The following is a 19,941-nucleotide window of genomic DNA, read 5'->3' as shown; positions in this document are numbered from 1 at the left end:
CTCACCGGAAGGGCAAGCTCTTCTCTGCCGTCCAAGGTCCCGGTCCGGCGGGGACTTCGTCCCACACTGCGACAGGTCACCGGCTGAGATGCACCGGCTCGCTGGTCACACCTTCGATGTCCGACGCCGCCGCGTCGAGCAACTCGTGCGCGAGTTGGCTCAACGCACGAGAGGTGGCGAGCTCGTCGCCGATCTCGGGCACGTCGGTGTCCTCGGGGTTCAACCGCGCGACCCCGACACCGACCAGTCCGGCCTTGTCCCTGTTCCGGAGCCGGGCTGTCGCCCGAGTCTGTCCCTCGTGCTCGTCGATGAAGACCTCCACGTTCCAGCGCTTCTCTTCCATGCTGACCTCCTCGGCCGCCGTTTCTTCCGACGTCCTCACCGTGGAACCGCCCGCCTTGCGGCGGAAAGTGCCGAAGGTCCCGGTGCATCCCGCGGTTCGGCGGGCTTCAGGCGGCGGAGGGGTCGTAAGTGGTGATGACGTTCAGGGCCAACCGTTTCTCGGTTACCGGCTATCGGACGGCACGTGTGTCCAGCCGGTAGTCTCGCGGCGGTGTCGTGGGCGGGGTCCATGGCGGCGAGCCCGTTCGCCAGGCTGGAGGGCAGAGCGAAGACGTGACTCGCGTGCCTGGATGCCGCACTCAGGTGCGCGGCGTCCGAGCACGCGAGATCCGTCTCCAAGCACGCGAGATCCGGGTCTGAGCACGCGAGTGCGGTGTCGCGTCACCCAGGCCGCCGTCTCGCCCGAGACACGACACGTTCGACTCACCCCTCGATAGAACCCGAATCGCCACTCATGACCCGAAATCCACGCCGGATGCGACACCGGGCGGTCACCCCAGAGTGAAATAGGCTTCTTCCTCCTGCGCGAAATGCAACGTCAGGATCGCGTCCAAGCCATAAAGTGTCGCCCGCAGGTCGTCGATCTGGTCGAGTTGGATCCCGCCCGGCGCCTCGTCCAGATGCCGCCGCAACCTGCGCACGAGCCGCTCGATCTCGGCGTGCTCCAGGCTCATCGTCATGGTTCCTTCCGGGCTGCCCAGAACCGCGGCCAGCGCCGGATAGAGCTGCTCCTCTTCGGCCAGTTCATGAGGCAACAGGCGGTTTTCGAGCAGTCGGTACGCGTGCCGGACGGCGGCGTCGGCGTCGGGACCGCCGCCCTCTGCCAGGGCGTCGGCCGCCCGGCGGACGGCGGAGCGGGCCGGCAGCAGGGCTTCATGCTCGCCCTCGAACTTCCGCAGTAATCCGGCCGGAGCGCGACGGCGCCTCGACGACAGCGGAGCGGACAGGGTCCGCAGCGCGTTTCCGATCACGGCGATGTCGATCCCCTCCTGGACGAGGGCGCCGAGGACGGGTACGAGCCAGCCGCCGGCCGCCGCGAGCATGGCCAGCACCGACAGCCCGGTACCGATTCCCGCGCTCTGCGTCGCGAGGCGCTTCGTGCGGCGGGCGATGTCCACAGTGTCGGCGAGCCGGTCGATGCGGTCGTCGACGATCACCGCGTCGGCGGCCTGGACGGCGGCGGTCGAGCCGCGTGACCCCAGGGCGATCCCGACGCTCGCCGCCGCGAGGGCGGGGGCGTCGTTGACCCCGTCGCCGACCATGGCGGTCACCGCGCGTTCGTTTTCGGCTCGGACGAAAGCGATCTTGTCCGCGGGCTCGCATCCCGCACGTACTCCGTCGAGTCCGAGCAGTGCGGCCACCTCGGCGGCGTTGTCGACGCGGTCACCGGTGAGGAGCACGATGTTCGCGATGCCTGCCGCGCGCAGCCGCCGGATCGTGCGGACCGCGTCCGGCCGTAGCTTGTCGCGTACGAGGAAGGCGGCGACGGGATGACCGTTCTCCCGCGCCCAAATCACGGTCGCGAGGTCGAGCCGCCCCCTTCGCGCGGCACTACGCGCCCAAGCGGGCAAGTCACCCTCCGGCAGCCTTCCGATCCGGACGGACTTCCCGTCCACCTCACCTTCGACTCCCTGGCCGGGGGTCTCCGTCACCGCACGGGCCGCGACGGGATCGACACCGGCAGCGCGGGCGGCCCTCACCACCGCGCCCGCGAGCACATGCGGCGAGTAGGCCTCGACGCCGGCGGCCAGCGCGAGCACCCGCTCCGGTGTATCGCCAAGGGCGCACACCACAGCGATCACCTCGGGACGTCCGGCGGTCACCGTGCCGGTCTTGTCCATCGCCAAGGTCTTTACGCGACCGAGGAGTTCGAGTGCGGCCCCGTCCTTGACCACGACCCCCGAACGCGACATCCGGGACATGCCGCCGGTGATCGCGACGGGTACCGCGAGCAGGAGCGGGCACGGCGTCGCGGTGACGAGTACCGCGACCGCGCGGCCCGGGTCTCCGCTGAACGCCCACGCCAGGCCGGCGATGGCCAGCGCGGCGGGCAGGAACCAGACGGCCACCCGGTCCGCGAGCCTGGCGATCGGCGCCGTGGCCGAGGCCGCCTGCTCCGCGAGCCGGACGATACCGGCGTAGGTGCTGGCTTCGGCGGAAGCGGTGACACTGAGGTCGACGGCCGCACCGGCGTTGACCACACCGCTGCGCACGGCCTCGCCCGCCCTCACGACCGGTTCCGCCTCGCCCGTCAAGGCCGACTCGTCGAACGTCCCCTCCCCCAGCACCATCCCGTCCACCGGCACCACTTCGCCGGGAAGCACGACGACGCGATCGCCCGCGCGCACGTCGCCGACCGGGACGGTGCCCACCGGCGCGTCGTCGGTGTCGCCACGACGCAGATGCGCGGACGTCGGTGCCCTGGCCAGCAAGGCGGACAGATCCCGGCCCGCCCGGCGCGCGGCCGCCGCTTCCAGCACCCGGCCGGTCGCGATCATCACGGCGATGATCGCTCCTGCGAGGTATTCCTCGACCGCGACGGCACCGGCGAGCGCGAGTATCGCGAGCAGATCGGCACCCCAGCGGCCCGCCCGCAGGTCGGCCAGCACCCAGACCGTGGCGGGAACGACCATCAGGACCGACGCCGCCCACAACACCGCGGCCGGCGTCGGTCCTGACAGCCTGGCGATCACGCCCGCGGCGAGCAAAGCCGTCACCCCGCCGAGGAGCAGGACCTCCTTGGACGGGCGCCACCGGGTCACCCTGCCGGCCTGTTCGCCTCGTCGTCCCACGTGAACTCCACCCGGTCGATGACATCGACGACTCCGGCGACCCGGCGGATCAACGCGTCGAGGAGCACGGACTGGCTCCTGCGTTCGACCGTTCCCGTCAAGGTGACGATCCCATCGGTGACCTCGGCGTGGACCTCGCCTCGCGACGGTCGCCTGATCAACACCAGAAGATCTCGATCGACTTCTTCACGGATATCCGCGTCGGTACGGACGAGCGCTCGGACGAGATCGGCCCGGCTGACGATTCCGGTGAGTTTCCCGTAGCGATCCACCACGGGCAGCCGCTTCACCCGGTGCCCCACCATCAGCCTCGCCGCCTCTCGCACCGGCTTGCCCGCTTCGACGGTCACCGCGGGGGACGTCATCACGTCCTCGGCGGCCCGCACGACGGACGTCCCTTCAGCCTGCTTCAGCAACAAGTCCGCCTCGGACACGACACCCACGACATCGCGATCATGATCGACGACGGGGACGGCGCTGATGCCCCGTCCGGCCAGGATCCTCGTGATGTCGGCGATCGGCGTGGACTTGCGGACCGAGTAGACGCCTCGGGTCATGACGTCGCCGACCGTGGTTCCGGTCACGACGGCGCTTCCTCGTCTTCCTCGGCGGACTCCTCCTGTTTGTGCTCGCGGTAGGACTCGGCGGCGAAGTACCGCCTCATCGCGGCTTCGGCGAGCTCGGCCGAAGATCGTGAAGATCCCGACCCCGCGGCTATCGCCTGGCGCGCCTCTCGTGCGGCGCGCGCGATTTCGACGTCATTCATGCTCCGTCTCCTTCCAGTAAAAGCGATTCCGGAATCCCAGCGGCGCCGGGAAGCACGACATCGGACCGGACGACGGCGACCGGGCAGGGGGCGCGCCCGGTCAGGTCCTGGCTCACTGATCCGAACAGCAGCCCTGTGAACCCGTTCCGGCCCCGGGTACCGACGACGATCAGGCCGGCCCGTTCGCCGTACTCCTTGAGCACCTTGGCCGGTCTTCCCCGGACCACCAGACAGTCGTACGGGACGTCGGGGAACCGGTCCGCGATCGTCGCGATCTGAGTTTCCAACGCCTTTCGCTCGGCGTCCTGCACGGTCACGGAGTCGGCGAGGTTCAGTTCGCTCCAGGTCCGGAGCACGGTCACCGACGTCGCCAGTCGCGCCGCCTCCTCGAAGGCGAAGCGCACGGCTGACGCCGAAGCGGGCCAGCTGTCGACACCGGCAACGACCGGCCCGGACCGCGAACGCGCGCCGCGGACGACCACCAGCGGACACCGCCCGTGGACGGCCACGGCAAGGGCGGACGAACCCGGCACCAACCGGCCGAGGCCATTCAAACCACGAGTACCGACGGCGAGCACGAGTGCGTGTTTCGATTCGTCGACCAGTACCGGCCGGGGATCGCCTTCCCTCACCTCGGTCTCGAGCTCCAGGTTCGGAGCGACCGCCCACGCGGCCAGCTTCGCCAGGCGGAGCCGCTTCACGGCGGTCTCGCGCAGGGCTTCGCGCACTTCCGTGGCGGTGACTTCGAGATTCGGGTAGTCGTCCCCGGTCGAAAAGTAGGCGTGGACAAGCCGCAGCGAGGCTTCTCGTCGCACCGCCTCCCCGGCAGCCCAGCGCACCGCCTCCGTCGCCGACTCCGAACCGTCGACGCCGACTACCACCGGCTTGGCCCCACCCCAACGTTTTGACACGGCGACCGCCCGCCCTTCCTGTCGGCTCCTTCCAGGTTGTGCCCGGTACGGCAGGGCGGGTCAGTGCCCGGCGTCCTCGCCCGGCAGGTCCTTGGCACATCCGCAGAGGGACGTTCTGCTCTAACCCGCACACCACGGACCGGCGAATCGTTGGCTTACCCGGAGCAGGAGGAGCCGATGACCACGAACCGTGCCGAGACCACCGGCCTGCCGGCCGACCGCTACGCCCCGGACGCCGACTTCACCGTGGTCCGGCATCGGCTGGTGAACGCGAACCCCGCCACGACCTACGCCGCGGTCCGGGCCTTCGATTTCCCGGAGGTCGGCGGACCGCTCGTCCGGGCGGCGACCTGGGTACGGGGGCTGCCCGAGCGGTGGAGGTTCCGGCACGACGGCAGGGCCCCGGGTCAGCCCACCAAACTGACCTTCGACGCGATGGCGGCAGACTCCGACTGGGTGGTGCTCGGCGAACGGCCGGGCGAAGAGTTCGCCGCCGGTGCGGTCGGCAAGTTCTGGAGTCCTGTCATCGAGTGGCTCCGGGTCGAAGCACGCGAGTTCGCCGGCTTCGCCGAGCCGGGCTACGGGAAGATAGTCCTTTCCCTGTCGCGCTTCCGGCTCTATTGGATGGTGGCGTCACCGGTCATCAAGAACATCCACGGCGCCACAGTGCACACGATCGCGCGGGACGCCGAACGCGCCGAGACCGAGATGCTGTGAACGGTGAAGGCTCGAACGTGGTGAACGCACGGCTGATCGACCACCTCGCACCGCGTGCGGACTTCGTCCTGGCCGAGGAACTACTCCTCAGCGCGCCGCCCGACGCCGCCTATCGCGCGATCGGCGAACTCCGCGACGCCGACCTCGAGTCCCCGGTGATCCGCCTGCTCTTCCGGGCGCGCGATCTCCCCGGCTACGTCCGCTCGCACGGACACGTCACCGATATCAGTGAGGTCCTGCTCGGGGGCAAGGGCATCCTGCTCGGCGAACGCCCTGGCCGGGAGATCGTCCTCGGCGCGGCAGGACGATTCTGGAGTCCCGTACCCGAATGGTACGACGTCACCCCGGAGACCTTCCGCGACTTCACCCGCGCTCGCAGTGGCACGATCGCGATGGCCTTCCTCGTCGCCCCGCTTGCCGACGTCGGCTGCCGCGTGACGATCGAAACGAGGATCACAGTGGCGGACCCGGCCGCCCGGAACACCGCGTCCCTCTACTGGCATTCGATCCGGCCCGCGGCGTGGCTCACTACCCGCGGCCTCCTCGCCGCCATCGCGGCGCGCGCCACGGTGCTCACGCCTTCGTGAGCACCGCGGCGTCCGCGGCCGCCGCGGCGAGCGCGTCGACCAGACGATGCGGATCCGGCAGAAGTTTCCGGTCCGTCCCGAAACCGAAGTGGACCGCACCCGCGTAGCTGAACACGCAGACGGTGACCACCTGAGGTCCGCTGCACGGCGCCCACCCGACGACGCCATCGACCCGGACGCCGGCCAGCGCCATCGGATGACGCGGTCCGGGCACGTTGGTGAGTACCCCTGTCGCCTTGTCGGCGAAGAACCGGGTCAGAGGCTCGGACAGGGTCTCCGGCACACGCCCCGAGAGCCACTGGATCCCGAAGGTCAAGATCGGCTCATAGGACTCACGGATCCGTTTCACCCTTCGGTGCACGCCGGTAAGGCGTTCCCGAAAACCGCTTTCCGCCAAGGGAAATCCAGCGAGGACGAGAGCGAAATCATTGCCCAGTTCAGGCGGCAGTTCGGCGTCGAAACCCGACCGGCTCACCGGGAGAAGCCAGTTCAGATCGATCGGCGCCACGACACCGTCACGATCCCGCGCGTAGCGTTCGAAGGCGGCCATCACCAAGGCCACGCAGACGTCGTTGACGCTCGTCCCGGTCGCGCGGCCCACCGCGGTGATCAGGTCGAGCGGGACGGAGTCGCCCCAGGCCGCCGTCTTCTCTTCGGCGGGCTCGCCGGACCACAGCCCTTCGGTCTGAGCGGGACTCACGAGCTTCACCACACCGCTTGCGGTGTTCCGCAGGGTGAATCCTTGTGCGACAAGAAACTTCAGAAGTCCGGCCGGTCCGCGAGGGAGTGCGGAGGCCGCCAGTTCGGCCATGGCCCCGGTCAGGCCGGCGATACCGGTCAGGCCGAGAACCGGCCACGCCACCACCGCACGGGTCACCGGTCCGGCTCGACCCGCCGCGCGATCCAGCCGGTCACCCAGTCCGCCGAACATTTCGACGACGTTCGCCGCGGCCCGGGATATCGCTCGTGAACGTTCCGGCGCGCGTGGCCCCGTGCCACCGACCCGGACCGGCCGGGAGTCCTCGTCCTCGATCGGATCGAGAAGACCGAAAAGTACCTGGATCAACCGGATACCGTCCGCCATGGCGTGATGCGACCGCATCACCACGGCGCTGCCGGTCCCGTATCCCTGCAACAGCTCCATCGTCCACAAGGGATGATCAGGGTCGAAAGGCAGTCCCCGGCGATCGGCTACCAGATCCTGCAGCTCCTGCCTCGTCCCCGGTGCGGGCAGTCTTCCCACCGTCAGATGCCTGTCGAGGCTGAAGTCCACATCGGTCTCCCAGAACCAGTCGCGTCCCTCACGGACCGGTCGCCGGGTGAACACCGGATACCTGCCGAGCAGCCGGTCGGCGACCACCCGCGCGAGACTCCGCGGATCCACCTCGTCCGCCGTCCACAGCACAGATGTGATGACCATCAGATTCGCCGGATCGTCCAGTTTCAACCACAGTCTGTCGTGTGGCGCGAGTGGACGTCGCAAGGAACTCACGACTTGTGCCGGGTGGCGATGGCCTCCCGCACGGCGAACAGCCTGGCACGTTCGGCCGCGTCCGCGGCGTCCTGTTCGGCTTCGGTGACGATCAGCGCGTCCGGCCCGGGAAACACCGTGGAGACATGGTCATCCTGTAACCAGCGCACCACGTAGGGAGGCGAGCCGTCCCGCGAGCGGACCTCGATGATGAGACCCCGCTGATCCGTCTTGCCGACGATCGGCCCCTTGACGACCAGCCAGTCACCTCGACGAGCACGCATGTCACTCCCTTCCGGACGTTCCTTTTCCCTTGCCACGGAACACGTTCTCCACCGTCCTTCCTCACCACGGGTCCGGCGGACTGGTCATCGCCGCGTGGGTGCCGGGCAACCCGTGACGCTCAGCCGCCCGCCTTCGCGGTGAGCAGGCGACCGAGCCCGGCTCCCCAGGCTTCCGCCCGCTCTTGCTCTCCCTCACGGAGGGCAGTGGTCTCCTTGCTCACGTCCACGAAGAAGCTCTCGGACGGTACGAGTGGAACACCGCCATGTCTCCGCAGGACCTTCTGCGCGCCGCGCGCGGCGGAACCGGTGAGCCAGCGTGGTTTGGCCATCCTCGTATCGAAGACGGCCACCGGTATCCGCGCCTGATCGCCGCCGCACGACCCGAGCCATTCCCGCAGTCCCGTGGCCGATCGCACGCCGTGTTCGGCCTGTTCGAGCGCGGACTTACGGGTCACCGGTCTGGTCATGCCCAAGGCGTGTGTGGGCCCGCCGACGACCAGCAGGTCGATACCGTCCCAGTCGCGGGGCGCCTCGTCCACGTTGAGGACGTCGACCTCGGTGTGCGCCGACAGCCCCTTTCCGATCGCCGTCGCCAAGGCTTCCGTGTTCCCGAACATCGACTCGAAGACCACCACGGTGCGCATCAGGATTCTCCTTGTCGTGCGGCCGAAAGCTCGCGGGAAGCGCGTGAGACGGAGAGCGCGACCAGCGTGACGGCAGCGGCGAGCGCCACGATTCCTGCGATCAGGAAGACCCACGCGAGCCGGCCGAGCGCGGGAGCGGTCACACCGGCCTCCGCCCGCACGTCCACCCCCGGCGACCCGTCGGCGTTCATCACCACGACCGTCCAGTCACCCGCCTGATCCGGCCACTCCACCGTGCGGGTCCCCACCCCGATCGACGAGGCCGTCCAGACGTCCGCGTTCTCCGGGAGCATCGGGACGCCCGAGCCCTGATGGACGGCGACCGCACCGGAGGCCAGGTCCGTGATCGTCACGTACTCGGTTCCCTCCAGGTAGCGCGCGACCGCGGAGGACGGCGCGATACCGACGAAGATCGGGTTCTCCGAGCCCAGATCGGTGATCCGGACGCGGATGTCGCCCAGCGCTCGTTCGGCGAGCAGCACATCGTCGGGGGTTCCGGCGAAGTGCACCCGCTCGCTCGTCAGCGCGTAAGTCCCCGTGCTGTAGGTCGACGAGGCGGACAGGTAACCGTCGTCGGATCGTTGGCCCTGGTCCAGCCAGAGCAGGGTGATTCCGCCGGTGAGCAGGCCCATGGAGACGGCTCCCAGTGCGACACCGGCCACGACCGAGACGATCCGGCCCGGCGACCACTGCGCACCGGACCGGCTCGGGGGCCGTGTCTCCGGCGAGGTGGCGGTCCGTCCCGGTTCTGTGCCGCCCATGTCCAGCCGGAACGGCGGGTATTCGTCGGTCATCAGCGCGGCGTAGGCGCCGACCCGGATGACCCAGCGATCCATCCCGATCACGAAGTCGTACAAGGGCTTCGGGTACTTCCCGGTGAACAGCAGGATGATCGCGGCGATGAGCACCAGGATCCCGATCAAGCCGCCCGCTCCCCAGCTGAACCGGTCGTCGGAGGATCCCCAGCCCAGCCACAGGCCGCCGCCCGCGAAGACGCCCAGGATGAGGTAGTGCGGAATCGCCAGCAGCCACCACTTGACGAGCACCGATCCGCGTGACAAGCGTTCCGGATAGTCGATTTCGAGCCTGGCCGGATAGGACGGGTCGTCGGCGAGGGTGAACGGCGGATACCGGTCGGTGCCCAGCGCGGCGTAGGCGTAGTACTGCACTCGCCACGCCCACCGGAATACCCCGACGTTGAACTCGAAGATCGGCCGCGGGTACCGCCCGGTGAACAGGATGGCGAAGAACGCCACCATCGTCAGCGGGACGAACGCGAGCCACAGCACCGCGAGCACGAGGTAGTGCGGAATCGCGAGCAGCCATTTCACCAGCCAGAGCCACCTGGACAGGCCGGGATCGAGCGATGTCTCGACGCGGACGGACGAACTCATGACGACGCCTCCTTGCGGGGAGCGGACCTGTCGACTCTCCGCCCCCTACGCAGGCGGCAACAGAAACGAACGGCCCCCCGAGCCGGGCCCTCCGACCCTGCCCTCGCCCCGCCGGGCCGAGAACCATGAACCTCGCCCCCTTTCCCCGTCTCAGAGGCAGGTTTCCGATGGACCACGGCCTTCCCGACGACTTCACCGTCGATTCCGCGGTGGCGCTGGCCGTCCGCGCGCCTTCGGTGCACAATTCCCAGCCCTGGCAATGGCGAACCGGGGACCGCACGGTCCACCTCTACGCCGATCGCACCCGGCAGCTCGCCGGCACCGACCCGGACGGCCGGGACCTGATGCTCAGCTGCGGCGCGGCGCTGCACCACCTCCGGGTCGGCTTCGCCGCCCTGGGCTGGCGCGCCGAGGTGCACCGTCTGCCCAATCCCGCGGAGCCGGATCACCTCGCCGCCATCGAACTTCACCAACATCAGCCGACACTGGACGACATCGAGCTGGCCGCGGCCATCCCCCGCCGTCGGACCGACAGGCGCAGGCACAGTTCCTGGGGCGTCCCCCAGGGGCACATCGAGGCCCTGGCACGTCGCGCCGCCGACGAAGGCGCCATTCTGCGCCCCGCCCTCGACTCCGCGCGCTACCACCTCGCCGGCGCCATCAAGGAAGCCGCCTGGCTGCATTCCGAGGACCCGGTCTACCGCACCGAACTCGCCGCCTGGAGTGGACGTCACGTCTCTCCGGACGGTGTCCCCTCGGCGAACGCGCCCGCACAGGACGACACCCCCGGCGCCCTGCCCGCGCGCGCGTTCGCCGAGCCCCAGCTCGCCCAGACGGAAGGCGAGAACGACGAAACCGTGCTGCTGGTGCTGAGCACCGCGTCGGACGACGGGATGTCCAGGCTCCGCGCCGGCGAGGCCACGAGCGCGGTCCTGCTCGCCGCGACCAGCCTGGGCCTCGCGACGTCCCCGCTCACCGAACCGCTGGAGCTCGCCGGAACCCGCGACAAGGTCCGCGACCTCGTCACCGGTGGGACGTTCCCGCAGATGGTGCTCCGGACGGGCTGGGCTCCGGTCAACGCGGATCCCCTGCCCGCGACCCCACGCCGGAACCTGCCGGAAGTCTTGGGGGAGCTGGGGAAACCCGTCAGTGAGACGGTTCGCTACCAGAGCCACTGAACACGACCGAGGAGTGGACATGCGGTATTCGCACTACGCGGACGGCGGCTGGATCGGAATGCTGCTGCTCATCGCCGTGCTCGTGCTCGTCGGCGGGCTCATCGCCGTGTCGGTGATCCTCCTGCGCCGCTCCACGCGGCCCCCGGAGAACCACGACCAGGCCATCCGGATCCTCAACGAAAGGTTCGCTCGTGGTGGGATCGACAAGGACGAATTCGAGGCGCGCCGCGCCGCGCTCAAGACCTGATCCGCCGGTCCGACTTGGGGGTCCCTGGTGGACAGACTCAGCCCGCTGGATGCCGCGTTCCTCGAACTCGAAGACGGCGATTCCGACACCGCCCTCTCGATGGCCTCGGTCGCGATACTCGAAGGGCCCGCGCCGCCGCAGGGGGATTTCGCCGAGCTGATCACCTCGAAGCTGCCGTTGGTCCCCCGCTACCGGCAAAAGATCCACCGGGTTCCCCTGGACCTCGGCCCACCGATCTGGGTCGAGGACGACCGGTTCGACGCTCCCAGGCACTTCCACCGCGTCGCGGTACCTGTACCTGGTGACGAGAACGCGCTCTGCGAACTCGTCGCGCTCCTGATGGCCGAACGCCTCGACCGTGACCATCCGCTGTGGGAGTTCTGGGTCATCGAAGGACTCGCCGGCGGGCGCTGGGCCGTTCTGTCCAAACTGCACCACTGTCTCGCCGACGGTATCGCGGGGAACGCGTTGCTGAAAGTGATGTTCTCGCCGGTGAGGCCGGCGAACATCCCGACGGAACCGGAGCGGGACCCCGGCACGGCGGCCTTGTTGCTGGACGCGGCGCGCGGGGTCGTCTCGCTTCCCATGGACCTGCTCCGCGGCGTCGGCGGACTGCTGACGTCGCCGAACCGTGCGGCCCGCCTGATCGCCGACACGGCCAACGGACTGACCGCGCTCGCCGCGGCCCTCATTCCCACCGCACGGTCTTCCTTGTCGGGCCCGATCGGGCCCGGACGGCGCTACGAGGTGGCTCGCACCTCCCTGGCCGAGATCGGCGAGATCCGTGCCGCGTTCGACGTGACCATGAACGACGTGGTGCTCGCCTCGATCACCAGTGCGTTCCGCGATGTATTGCTGCGCCGGGGAGAAAAGCCACTGCCGGACTCGGTACGGACCCTGGTTCCGGTCTCCGTTCGCGGCGGTCTGGAGACACTCGACAACCGCGTCTCGCTGATGCTGCCGCTGCTCCCCGTCGACATCCCGGATCCCACGGGCAGGCTGCTCGCGGTCCATCGGCGGCTCGCCGACCTGAAGGCAGGCAAGGAGGCGGAGGCGGGCGCAGCACTGACGGGCGTGGGCGAACATACACCTTTCGCGCCGATCGCCTGGGCGATTCGCCTGGCCGCGGGATTCCCTCAGCACAACGTCGTCACCGTCACCACCAACGTTCCCGGACCGGCGGAACCACTGAGCCTGCTCGGTCGCGAGGTGCTGGAGCTGTACCCGTACGTACCTATCGCGATGCGGCTCAGGTCCGGGGTCGCCGTACTGTCCTATCAGGACAAGGTGACCTTCGGGGTGACGCTGGACTTCGCCAGTTCGCCGGAAGCCGGCTTCTTCGCCAAGGCCGTCGAGCACGACCTCGAGGCCCTACTCCTTCTCGCCCGCGGGTCGTGAGTGGCGATTCGGGTTCTATTGAGGGGTAAGGCAAAGGTGTCCTGTCGGTCGGGGTGAAGGGGACTTTCGTCGCATCGCATGCGGGGAAAGTCCCCTTCAGGTCACGTCCCACATTCGGCGCACACCTCAACAGCACGCCACGTTCGCCCTACCCCTCAATAACCCGAATCGCCACTCACGACGCCCCCCGCTCACCGGCGGCGCGCGCGGACCACTTTGTGCAGCGTGTCGGCGAGCAGGACGACCGGTACGGTCGCGAGGACCAGCACCCAGCCGAGCGGGCTGGGGACCGTGCCACCCAGGAGCCCTGGCAACGGCGGCATCAGCAGGAACACGGCGAGCATCGCGAGTTCGAACAGAATCGCGAACCACAGGAGCGGGTTGCCCCCGAGCCCGATCCGGCCGACCCAGCGCGCTTCGCTACGGCAGGCGAACGCGTTCGCCAGCTGCCCGAGCACGATCGCGGAGAACGCCGTGCCCGAAGCCACCGTGAGCAACGCCGCGTCCGCGGTCTCACCGAACCACCAGCCTCCGGCCACCAGCACGACGAGGAAGGCCGACATCGAGGCCAGCGCCTCGGCCGGACCGAGTACCCCGAAAGCGCGGCGTGCCAACCTGCCGTCGATCAGCGAACCACCCCGGGCCGGGCCTTCCATGGTCCGCCGGTTAGGAGGCTCCGCGCCGAGTGCGACCGCGGGCAGCAGATCGGTGCCGATGTCGAGCGCGAGGACCTGCAGCACGGTGATCGCCAGCGGGATCTGGCCGCCGGCGAGCGCCCAGACGACGAACGGCGTGAGCTCGGCGACGTTGTCGGTCAAGTGATAGGTCAGGAACCGCCGGATGTTGACGAAGGTGGCACGTCCGAGTTCGACGGCGGACACGATGGTGCCGAAATGATCGTCCAGGAGAACGAGGTCTGCCGCCTCGCGCGCGACGTCGCTGCCGGACGCGCCCATCGCGACGCCGATGTCCGCGGTGCGGAGCGCGGGACCGTCGTTGACGCCGTCACCGGTCATCGCGACGACATGTCCCCGGGCCTGCAGTGCCTTCGCGATCCTGAGCTTCTCTTCCGGCGCGACGCGCGCGATGACGATCCCGTCGACGTCGAGCACCCTGCCGAGTTCCTCGTCGTCGGCCGGCAGGTCTTTTCCCTCCATGACGAGCTTTTCCGGTCCGAGCAGTCCCACTTCGGCGGCGATGGCCCGCGCGGTCCCGGGATGGTCGCCGGTGACCATCGCCAGCCGGATCCCCGCGCCGCGGCAGGAGGCGATCGCTTCGCCGACGTCCGCGCGCGGTGGATCCTGCAGGCCCACGAGGCCGAGCAGATCGAGGTCCCGTTCGCCGTCCATTGTGGATGACGAGGCGCGGTGGGCGATGGCGAGCACGCGAAGGCCGGACCGGCTCAGCGAATCGATCGCCACCTGCGCATCCGTTGGCACGTCCACGCACAGGGGCAGCACCGTGTCCGGCGCGCCCGACACGTGCAGGCCGTCCGCGTCCACGACGGACGACCGGCGTCGGCGGGGGTCGAACGGGTTCCTTTCGGTCGGCGAAGGCGCGTGCGCCACACCCGCCCGGGAGGCGAGCACGTGCAACGCCACTTCCATCGGATCGCCGACCGGCTGCCACCGGCCGGAGTGTTCGAGCGCGTGAGCGTCCGGTGAACAGCGGGCCGCCGAGTCCGCGAGGGTCGCCGTCGCGCGCGCCGCCTCCGGAGCCCCGATCAGCTCCCCTGCCGGGTCGTAGCCCTCACCACGGACTTCGACCGTTCCCGACGGGGTCCACACCCGCACGACCGACATCTCGTTGCGGGTGAGCGTCCCGGTCTTGTCGGTGCAGATGAACGTCGTGGCCCCCAGCGTCTCCACCGCCTCGAGTCGTCGCACGAGCGCGTTACGCTTGGCCATCTTCTGTGCGGCGCGCGCCAGCGACAGTGTCACGGTCGGCAGAAGACCCTCCGGGACCAGAGCGACCGTCACGCCGATCGCGAAGAGGAAACTCTCCGCCCCCGCGCGGCCCAATCCCAAAGCCACGGCGAAGAACACGCAACCGACCGCCACCGCGATCAACGCCACCAGCCGGACGACGCGATGCAACTGCACCGCCAGCGGGCTTGTCGGCCGGACCGCGCTCGCGGTGACGGCGGAGATCCCGGCCAACCGGGAGCGGGCGCCGGTCGCGGTCACCGTCGCCACGCCATGGCCTTCGGTCACATAGGTCCCGGCGTACACCCGGCCTCCGGGCTCCGGCCGGACGGGACGGCTCTCCCCGGTGAGCATCGACTCGTCCACCGACAGCCGGCCGCATTCGGCGAGCTCGGCGTCCGCACACACCCGGTCGCCGGCTTCGACCAGGACCACGTCCCCCACGACCAGGTCGGCGGCGTCCACCACGACGGCGTGCCCATCCCTGCGCACGGTCGCCCGGACCGGAAGCAGGTCACGCAGTCGCTCGGCCGCCCGATCCGCGCGGTATTCCTGGGCGAAGGAGAAGGCGCCGTTGAACACGACGACCACGGCGATCGCGATGGCGAGCGCCGGCATGCCGGCGAGCAACGCCAGTCCGGCGGCGGCCCACAGCATGAGTGCGAAGAAGTGGATCATCTGCGCGGCGAGCGCGGTCAGCGGATGCCGCCGTTTCGGCGGCGGCAGGATGTTCCGCCCGTCGCGCAGCAACGCGGCGGCCGCCTCCTCCGAGGTGAGTCCCTCCGCACTTCTCGCCACGGCCGCGCCGGTCACGGCTTCCCCTCTTCCGCCGGACGAGCCACGACCACCGGGCACAGCGCGTACGACATGACCGCCTGGCTGGTCGACCCCAGCAGCATCCCGGCAACCCCGCCGCGTCCCCGGCTCCCGACGACGAGCAGCTGCGCACGATCGCCGTACTTCAACAGTTCGTCCGCCGGACGGCCCCGGACGACGACCCGCTCGACGCGGACGTCCGGATACTTCTCACGCCAGCCCGCCAGCCGTTCCGAAAGCACCTCGCGCTCCTGCTCCTCGATGTCGGAGCGGTTGAGGGTCCACTGCGTCTCCTCGAAGATCGCGGACAGGAACGCGTCGTCCCAGCAATGGAGGGCGACCAGCGTCGCCTTACGCCAGGAAGCCTCCTCGAACGCCAGCGCCAAGGCCGCCTCGCTCGCCGGGGAACCGTCCACGCCGACCACGACGGGCCCGAGCTCCGGCGGAGCCTCTTCCGCGACATGGGGTCGCACCAGCGCGACCGGACAGGCGGCCCGGGCCGCGAGCGCGATGGACACGGACCCGACCAGGAGCCTGCCGAGCGGGCGGATCCCCTCGGTCCCCAGGACGAGGAGGCTCGCGTCCTCGGACACCGCTTCCAACGCCTGCAAGGGCTTCTCATGCCGCAGGACGAGGGAGATCTGGACCGACGTCGCGACCTCCTTGGCGACGTCGCGTGCCTGCCGCAGGATGCGGTGCCCGCTCATCCTGATCATCTCCGCCAGGTTCTCCCTGGTCGGCATCGCTCGCGGGTAGCTGAGGGACTCGTCGTCGATCGCGTGGACCAGCCTGAGCTCCGCGTGACGACGCTGGGCCTGCGCCGCCGCCCAGCGCACCGCCATCGTGGCCGACGTCGATCCGTCGACTCCGACGACCACCGCGTTTCCCGAATGTTCCGGCATGTCAGCTCACCCCGTCAGGTATCCGATGTCGCCTCGAACGTTAGGAAGAACCGCGGTACGCGGGGAGCGCCGTTGGTAACCGGCGGGCGGGACCTTCAGCCCTCCTCCGGTTCGCGGTGAGCCTCAAGGGCGAGACTCACCGAGGCGTTCGCGATTCCCGAGGCGATCACCTGCCGCGCGCCCGCCTCTTCGAGAAAGTCCGCAACCGGCCGGTTGTCCGCTAGATAGGTCGCCGTGAACCGGTCGAACCCGTGTCTCAGCGCAGCTTCGGCGAGCATGCGGACGAGGGCCGACGCCAGCCCGACGCGTCGCCATCCGGGCAGCACTGTCACCGCGATCTCGGCGACACCTTCCTCCCGTGTCGCCTCGTACCTCGCGAGCGCCACCCCTTCTCCGGTGTCGTCGCGGGCGACGAGCGCGTAGCGGCGCTCGAAGTCGAGTTCGGTCAGGTACGCCAGCAGGCGAGGCGTCACCCTCGGCGGCGCGCCACAGAACCTGCGGTACAGCGTCTCCCTGTCCGCTTCGGTGATCGCCTTACCCAGTAGGGACCTACGCCCCTCGCTCAACGCGAAACCGTGGGTGACGCTCGAACGACTTCCAAGCTGAAGGAGCAGACCATGAACGAGCGATCCGGCACCCGGCGGAAGCCCAATCCGGGTGCACTCGGATTTCTGGCCGGGATGCAGATCACCCTGGCCGCGGTCGCGTGGTCCGACCTCGCGGTGCGTCCCGCCGACGAGATCCGCGGTTCCAAACGGCGGTGGGCGCTCATCATCGCGATCAACTTCGTAGGCCCCATCGCCTACTTCACCGGGGGAAGGCGACCGATGGACCCGGCCGGTCACGCCATCGAACAGCCGTGACAGCGTTCCCGACGATCAGATGAGCACACGTTCGTGCTCGTGGGGAACGACGGTCTGCCAGTCGTATTCGTTGCGAAGCCGCTCGGCGACCGCCTCGGCGGCGTCGGGCTCGCCGTGGACGAGATAGGTGCTTCCCGGCTGGGGACCGGCCGTGGCCCACGCGACCAGTTCGTCGGCGTCGGCGTGGGCGCTGAAGGCGTCCAGCTGAGCGATGTCGGCGCGGACGGTGACGTAGCGGCCGTGGATCTTGATCTGCCGTGCTCCGGAGGCGAGTTGCCTGGCACGGGTGCCGGCCGCGGCGTAACCGACGATGAGGACGGTATGCCGGTGGTCGGGCAGCATGTGTTCGAGATGGTGCAGGACCCGGCCTCCGGTCGCCATGCCGGACGCGGAGATGATGATCGACGGCATCCGCGGGGCGTTGACCCGCATGGATTCCTCCACCGTCCGTAGTTCGGTGAGCGAACGCGGCGTGAGCGGATCGTGCCCGGCCGCCTCAGGCCGGATCTCCGGCCACTTCGAGTGGAGTGCGTCGCGATAGACCTTCAGTGCGGCCAGAGCCATCGGACTGTCGACGTACACCGGCAGATCGGGAATCGCGTGCGAACTCCTCAACTTCGCCAACGCGGCCAGGACGACCTCGGTCCGGTCGACCGCGAACGCCGGGATCAGCACGCTGCCGCCGCGCCGGGCCGTCCGGCGGATGACCTCGCCGAATCCGTCGAGCGCGCCCTCGTCGTGGTGGAGCCGGGCGCCGTAGGTCGACTCCAGCACAAGCGCGTCGCATGGAGGCCTCGCCGAGGGCGGGCGAAGCAGGCTGTGCACAGGTCGTCCCAGGTCGCCGCTGAAAACGACGTCTCGTGCGTCCGACCGCAGATGAGCCCACGACGAGCCGAGAATGTGACCCGCCCGTCCGAAGTCGAGTGTCACCCCGGCCGCGATTTCGGTTTCGGTCTCGAAGTCGAGCTTCTCCAGCAGGCCGATCGCCTTCTTCGCGTCGCCGGCGTCGTACAGCGGCAGAGCCGGATGGTGTTTCGACCAGCCGTACTTGTTGGCGTGTGCCGCGTCCTCGGTCATCAGGTGTGCGCTGTCCTCGAGGACGATCGGTACGAGCTCCGCGGTACCAGGGGTCGCGTACACCGGGCCGCGCCAGCCCGCTCGCACCAGCACCGGGAGATATCCGCAATGGTCCAGGTGTGCGTGAGTGATCACCACCGCGTCGAGTTCGGCGAGCGCGGGCGGGAGCGGTGCCCAATTGCGGCGTCGTAACGCGGTGAGTCCCTGGAACAGGCCGCAGTCGACCAGGACCCGGGAGTCCGCCGTTTCGACCAGGTATTTGCTTCCGGTCACCGTCCCGGCACCGCCGTGGAAGGTCAGGGCCACCGTCACGATGACTCCTTTCTCGTCGGGATTCCGGAACCGAGGATCTCGTCGAGTGCACGCCGCGGGCTGAGCGGCATCGGGCCGTCGGGATACCCGAACCGCATGATGGCCTGGGGGAAACCGGCGAGTTCCAGGTCTTCGCACAGCGCGGAACGCACCTCGGGCAGATGAAGCGGCTGGGTGAGGACCGATGCGGCCATGCCCGCGTCGACGGCGTCGAGCCAGGTGTACTGGAGGGCGCGCCCTGCCTGCAGGTGATCATGCCTGCTGTCGTCGAGGGTGAGGAACACGAGCAGGGTCTCCTCGGTCAGACGCCGCTGCAGGACGCGGCGATCGGGGATCGCGGTGGAGGCCCTCACCAATCCTGCCCAAGGCAGGGTTCCCGGCGGGCTCAGGCTCGCGGCCAAGCCGACGCCGTGGCGATGTGATCCTTCGTCGCGGATCGTCCACAGGGCCAATTCGCGCTGGTAGGCCTGGTCGTGCTGGTACGCCTCCGCGGCGAACTCCAGCAGATCCGCCAGCTGCGACAACTCCAGCTCGTCCTGAACCGGCCGAGCTTCGACCCCGTTCTCGACGGCAGTGGACATCAGATCGACGATCTCGGGGCGCGACACCATTCGTCCCGAGAACCGACGCCGGTAGCTGGCGCGCCGCGCGATCGCCGAGTACCGGTGCAGCTCGATGTCCGAAGGAGTCGAACGCTCTCCCGCTTCGATCACGGCCACGACATCCGAGCCGCCGTCCTCGGGGAACATCTCGGTCCTGCCGCTGTAGCCGAGCACCCGGACGGCGACCTCGAGGTTGGCGAGAGCGGCACCGCAGGACATGACCCTGTCCCGGCCGGCCGGATCGTGCTCGGGCAGGGTCAGGTCTCGCCGCTCACGCAGCAGGAGCCGGTCGCCGTCGAAGCCCAGCCGCCACGGCTGGATGTTGTGCACCGACGGTGCCCGCAGCAGCGCTCTCGCCAGCACCTCGACTTCCGCCTTGGTCCACCGCTCAGCCATGATCCCTCGTTCCCCTTGGTCGGTTCCCTGGTTCCACGGTGCTGCAGAGTGACTACGGTCGCGCAGGTACGGACGGCACCGATCGTCGGGACCAAATACCCGGCAGCCGGTCGGGCGCGAGGTCGTGAGTGGCGTTTCGGGTTATTGAGGGAAAAGGCAATCGTTGCGTGTCGCAGGGCCGTGGTCGCTCCTGCGTACGCGTTTTCCTGGTGGTGAAGGCCTGGCGGATTCATGCGGTCGTCGCAACATGCTCTATTTAGGACAGTAGCATGTTGAGTTTCTCTTGGGGTGTAAGCCATTCCAGTGTTTTGCGGGGG

Annotated in this window: 20 protein-coding genes; 6 read left to right on the top strand and 14 right to left on the bottom strand. The window is 69.2% G+C overall.

Annotated elements, in window-relative coordinates; genetic code table 11:
• Positions 1-76 precede the first annotated feature (76 nt).
• From ACZ6YV_RS43480 to ACZ6YV_RS43460, 5 genes are all read right to left on the bottom strand, one after another.
• Entirely contained in the window at positions 77-343 is a 267-nt protein-coding gene (locus ACZ6YV_RS43480; RefSeq protein WP_465515252.1) for a DUF1876 domain-containing protein, read from the bottom strand.
• Positions 344-833: 490 nt separating this feature from the next.
• Complete coding sequence (locus ACZ6YV_RS43475) at positions 834-3,134, bottom strand: heavy metal translocating P-type ATPase (RefSeq protein ID WP_465515251.1); 2,301 nt, start codon at positions 3,132-3,134, stop codon at positions 834-836.
• Complete coding sequence (locus ACZ6YV_RS43470) at positions 3,101-3,718, bottom strand: CBS domain-containing protein (protein ID WP_465515250.1); 618 nt, start codon at positions 3,716-3,718, stop codon at positions 3,101-3,103. The genes ACZ6YV_RS43475 and ACZ6YV_RS43470 overlap by 34 nt, the downstream gene beginning before the upstream one ends.
• Entirely contained in the window at positions 3,715-3,900 is a 186-nt protein-coding gene (locus ACZ6YV_RS43465; RefSeq protein ID WP_465515249.1) for a hypothetical protein, read from the bottom strand. Before ACZ6YV_RS43465 ends, ACZ6YV_RS43470 begins: the two co-directional genes overlap by 4 nt.
• The gene (locus ACZ6YV_RS43460; protein ID WP_465515248.1) at positions 3,897-4,811 is read right to left on the bottom strand and encodes a universal stress protein; all 915 of its coding nucleotides are present in this window, start codon (positions 4,809-4,811) and stop codon (positions 3,897-3,899) included. The genes ACZ6YV_RS43465 and ACZ6YV_RS43460 overlap by 4 nt, the downstream gene beginning before the upstream one ends.
• Before the next feature lie 177 nt (positions 4,812-4,988).
• Between ACZ6YV_RS43460 and ACZ6YV_RS43455 the strand changes: the two genes are divergently transcribed.
• Positions 4,989-5,528 carry a hypothetical protein gene (locus ACZ6YV_RS43455; RefSeq protein WP_465515247.1) on the top strand — a complete coding sequence of 180 codons (540 nt, stop codon included), beginning with the start codon at positions 4,989-4,991 and terminating at the stop codon, positions 5,526-5,528.
• A 17-nt stretch (positions 5,529-5,545) separates the two neighbouring features.
• Positions 5,546-6,115 carry a hypothetical protein gene (locus ACZ6YV_RS43450; protein ID WP_465515246.1) on the top strand — a complete coding sequence of 190 codons (570 nt, stop codon included), beginning with the start codon at positions 5,546-5,548 and terminating at the stop codon, positions 6,113-6,115.
• On the opposite strand, the gene ACZ6YV_RS43445 is transcribed toward ACZ6YV_RS43450, so the two are convergent.
• The 4 genes from ACZ6YV_RS43445 to ACZ6YV_RS43430 all read right to left on the bottom strand — a co-directional run bounded on the left by ACZ6YV_RS43445 (position 6,102) and on the right by ACZ6YV_RS43430 (position 9,908).
• A complete protein-coding gene (locus ACZ6YV_RS43445) occupies positions 6,102-7,607 on the bottom strand; it encodes a WS/DGAT domain-containing protein (protein ID WP_465515245.1) in 1,506 nt (501 codons plus the stop codon). The two genes, ACZ6YV_RS43450 and ACZ6YV_RS43445, sit on opposite strands and share 14 nt — an antisense overlap.
• On the bottom strand, positions 7,604-7,870 hold the full coding sequence (locus ACZ6YV_RS43440) for a DUF1918 domain-containing protein (protein ID WP_465515244.1): 267 nt from the start codon (positions 7,868-7,870) through the stop codon (positions 7,604-7,606). The genes ACZ6YV_RS43445 and ACZ6YV_RS43440 overlap by 4 nt, the downstream gene beginning before the upstream one ends.
• 119 nt (positions 7,871-7,989) lie before the next feature.
• A complete protein-coding gene (locus ACZ6YV_RS43435) occupies positions 7,990-8,514 on the bottom strand; it encodes a flavodoxin family protein (protein ID WP_465515243.1) in 525 nt (174 codons plus the stop codon).
• A complete protein-coding gene (locus ACZ6YV_RS43430; protein WP_465515242.1) occupies positions 8,514-9,908 on the bottom strand; it encodes a DUF4389 domain-containing protein in 1,395 nt (464 codons plus the stop codon). Before ACZ6YV_RS43430 ends, ACZ6YV_RS43435 begins: the two co-directional genes overlap by 1 nt.
• 167 nt (positions 9,909-10,075) lie before the next feature.
• Here ACZ6YV_RS43430 and ACZ6YV_RS43425 point away from each other — a divergent pair, with 167 nt between their 5' ends.
• The 3 genes from ACZ6YV_RS43425 to ACZ6YV_RS43415 are packed head-to-tail and all read left to right on the top strand — an operon-like array spanning position 10,076 to position 12,731.
• Positions 10,076-11,086, top strand: a complete 1,011-nt coding sequence (locus tag ACZ6YV_RS43425) for an Acg family FMN-binding oxidoreductase (protein WP_465515241.1) — start codon at positions 10,076-10,078, stop codon at positions 11,084-11,086.
• A gap of 19 nt (positions 11,087-11,105) precedes the next feature.
• Complete coding sequence (locus ACZ6YV_RS43420) at positions 11,106-11,333, top strand: SHOCT domain-containing protein (RefSeq protein ID WP_465515240.1); 228 nt, start codon at positions 11,106-11,108, stop codon at positions 11,331-11,333.
• A gap of 27 nt (positions 11,334-11,360) precedes the next feature.
• Complete coding sequence (locus ACZ6YV_RS43415) at positions 11,361-12,731, top strand: wax ester/triacylglycerol synthase family O-acyltransferase (protein ID WP_465515239.1); 1,371 nt, start codon at positions 11,361-11,363, stop codon at positions 12,729-12,731.
• Positions 12,732-12,922: 191 nt separating this feature from the next.
• Here ACZ6YV_RS43415 and ACZ6YV_RS43410 read toward each other — a convergent pair whose 3' ends face one another.
• The 3 genes from ACZ6YV_RS43410 to ACZ6YV_RS43400 form a co-directional block, all read right to left on the bottom strand.
• On the bottom strand, positions 12,923-15,469 hold the full coding sequence (locus ACZ6YV_RS43410; RefSeq protein WP_465515238.1) for a cation-translocating P-type ATPase: 2,547 nt from the start codon (positions 15,467-15,469) through the stop codon (positions 12,923-12,925).
• Positions 15,466-16,374 (bottom strand): universal stress protein, encoded by a 909-nt coding sequence (locus ACZ6YV_RS43405; protein ID WP_465515237.1) that lies wholly within the window; start codon positions 16,372-16,374, stop codon positions 15,466-15,468. Before ACZ6YV_RS43405 ends, ACZ6YV_RS43410 begins: the two co-directional genes overlap by 4 nt.
• 95 nt (positions 16,375-16,469) lie before the next feature.
• Positions 16,470-16,940: a GNAT family N-acetyltransferase gene (locus ACZ6YV_RS43400; protein ID WP_465515236.1), complete on the bottom strand. Its 471-nt coding sequence runs from the start codon at positions 16,938-16,940 to the stop codon at positions 16,470-16,472.
• 51 nt (positions 16,941-16,991) lie between these two features.
• Between ACZ6YV_RS43400 and ACZ6YV_RS43395 the strand changes: the two genes are divergently transcribed.
• On the top strand, positions 16,992-17,237 hold the full coding sequence (locus ACZ6YV_RS43395; protein WP_465515235.1) for a PLDc N-terminal domain-containing protein: 246 nt from the start codon (positions 16,992-16,994) through the stop codon (positions 17,235-17,237).
• A 15-nt stretch (positions 17,238-17,252) separates the two neighbouring features.
• Here the strand turns inward: ACZ6YV_RS43395 and ACZ6YV_RS43390 are convergent, their stop codons facing one another.
• Positions 17,253-18,626 (bottom strand): MBL fold metallo-hydrolase RNA specificity domain-containing protein, encoded by a 1,374-nt coding sequence (locus ACZ6YV_RS43390; RefSeq protein ID WP_465515234.1) that lies wholly within the window; start codon positions 18,624-18,626, stop codon positions 17,253-17,255.
• The gene (locus ACZ6YV_RS43385) at positions 18,623-19,624 is read right to left on the bottom strand and encodes an Acg family FMN-binding oxidoreductase (RefSeq protein ID WP_465515233.1); all 1,002 of its coding nucleotides are present in this window, start codon (positions 19,622-19,624) and stop codon (positions 18,623-18,625) included. Before ACZ6YV_RS43385 ends, ACZ6YV_RS43390 begins: the two co-directional genes overlap by 4 nt.
• Between the last annotated feature and the right edge of the window lie 317 nt (positions 19,625-19,941).

The sequence above is a fragment of the Amycolatopsis sp. NPDC102522 genome (genome assembly GCF_055584485.1).
Note: the sequence above shows the minus strand (reverse complement) of the source record. Positions and strands in the feature narration are given on the sequence as shown.

Excerpts from the sequence above, each read along its gene's own strand:
- ACZ6YV_RS43480 (WP_465515252.1), bottom strand. The coding sequence starts at position 343 with ATGGAAGAGAAGCGCTGGAACGTGGAGGTCTTCATCGACGAGCACGAG.
- ACZ6YV_RS43465 (WP_465515249.1), bottom strand. The coding sequence starts at position 3,900 with ATGAATGACGTCGAAATCGCGCGCGCCGCACGAGAGGCGCGCCAGGCG.
- ACZ6YV_RS43455 (WP_465515247.1), top strand. The coding sequence starts at position 4,989 with ATGACCACGAACCGTGCCGAGACCACCGGCCTGCCGGCCGACCGCTAC.
- ACZ6YV_RS43440 (WP_465515244.1), bottom strand. The coding sequence starts at position 7,870 with ATGCGTGCTCGTCGAGGTGACTGGCTGGTCGTCAAGGGGCCGATCGTC.
- ACZ6YV_RS43435 (WP_465515243.1), bottom strand. The coding sequence starts at position 8,514 with ATGCGCACCGTGGTGGTCTTCGAGTCGATGTTCGGGAACACGGAAGCC.
- ACZ6YV_RS43430 (WP_465515242.1), bottom strand. The coding sequence starts at position 9,908 with ATGAGTTCGTCCGTCCGCGTCGAGACATCGCTCGATCCCGGCCTGTCC.
- ACZ6YV_RS43425 (WP_465515241.1), top strand. The coding sequence starts at position 10,076 with ATGGACCACGGCCTTCCCGACGACTTCACCGTCGATTCCGCGGTGGCG.
- ACZ6YV_RS43420 (WP_465515240.1), top strand. The coding sequence starts at position 11,106 with ATGCGGTATTCGCACTACGCGGACGGCGGCTGGATCGGAATGCTGCTG.
- ACZ6YV_RS43405 (WP_465515237.1), bottom strand. The coding sequence starts at position 16,374 with ATGCCGGAACATTCGGGAAACGCGGTGGTCGTCGGAGTCGACGGATCG.
- ACZ6YV_RS43395 (WP_465515235.1), top strand. The coding sequence starts at position 16,992 with ATGAACGAGCGATCCGGCACCCGGCGGAAGCCCAATCCGGGTGCACTC.
- ACZ6YV_RS43385 (WP_465515233.1), bottom strand. The coding sequence starts at position 19,624 with ATGGCTGAGCGGTGGACCAAGGCGGAAGTCGAGGTGCTGGCGAGAGCG.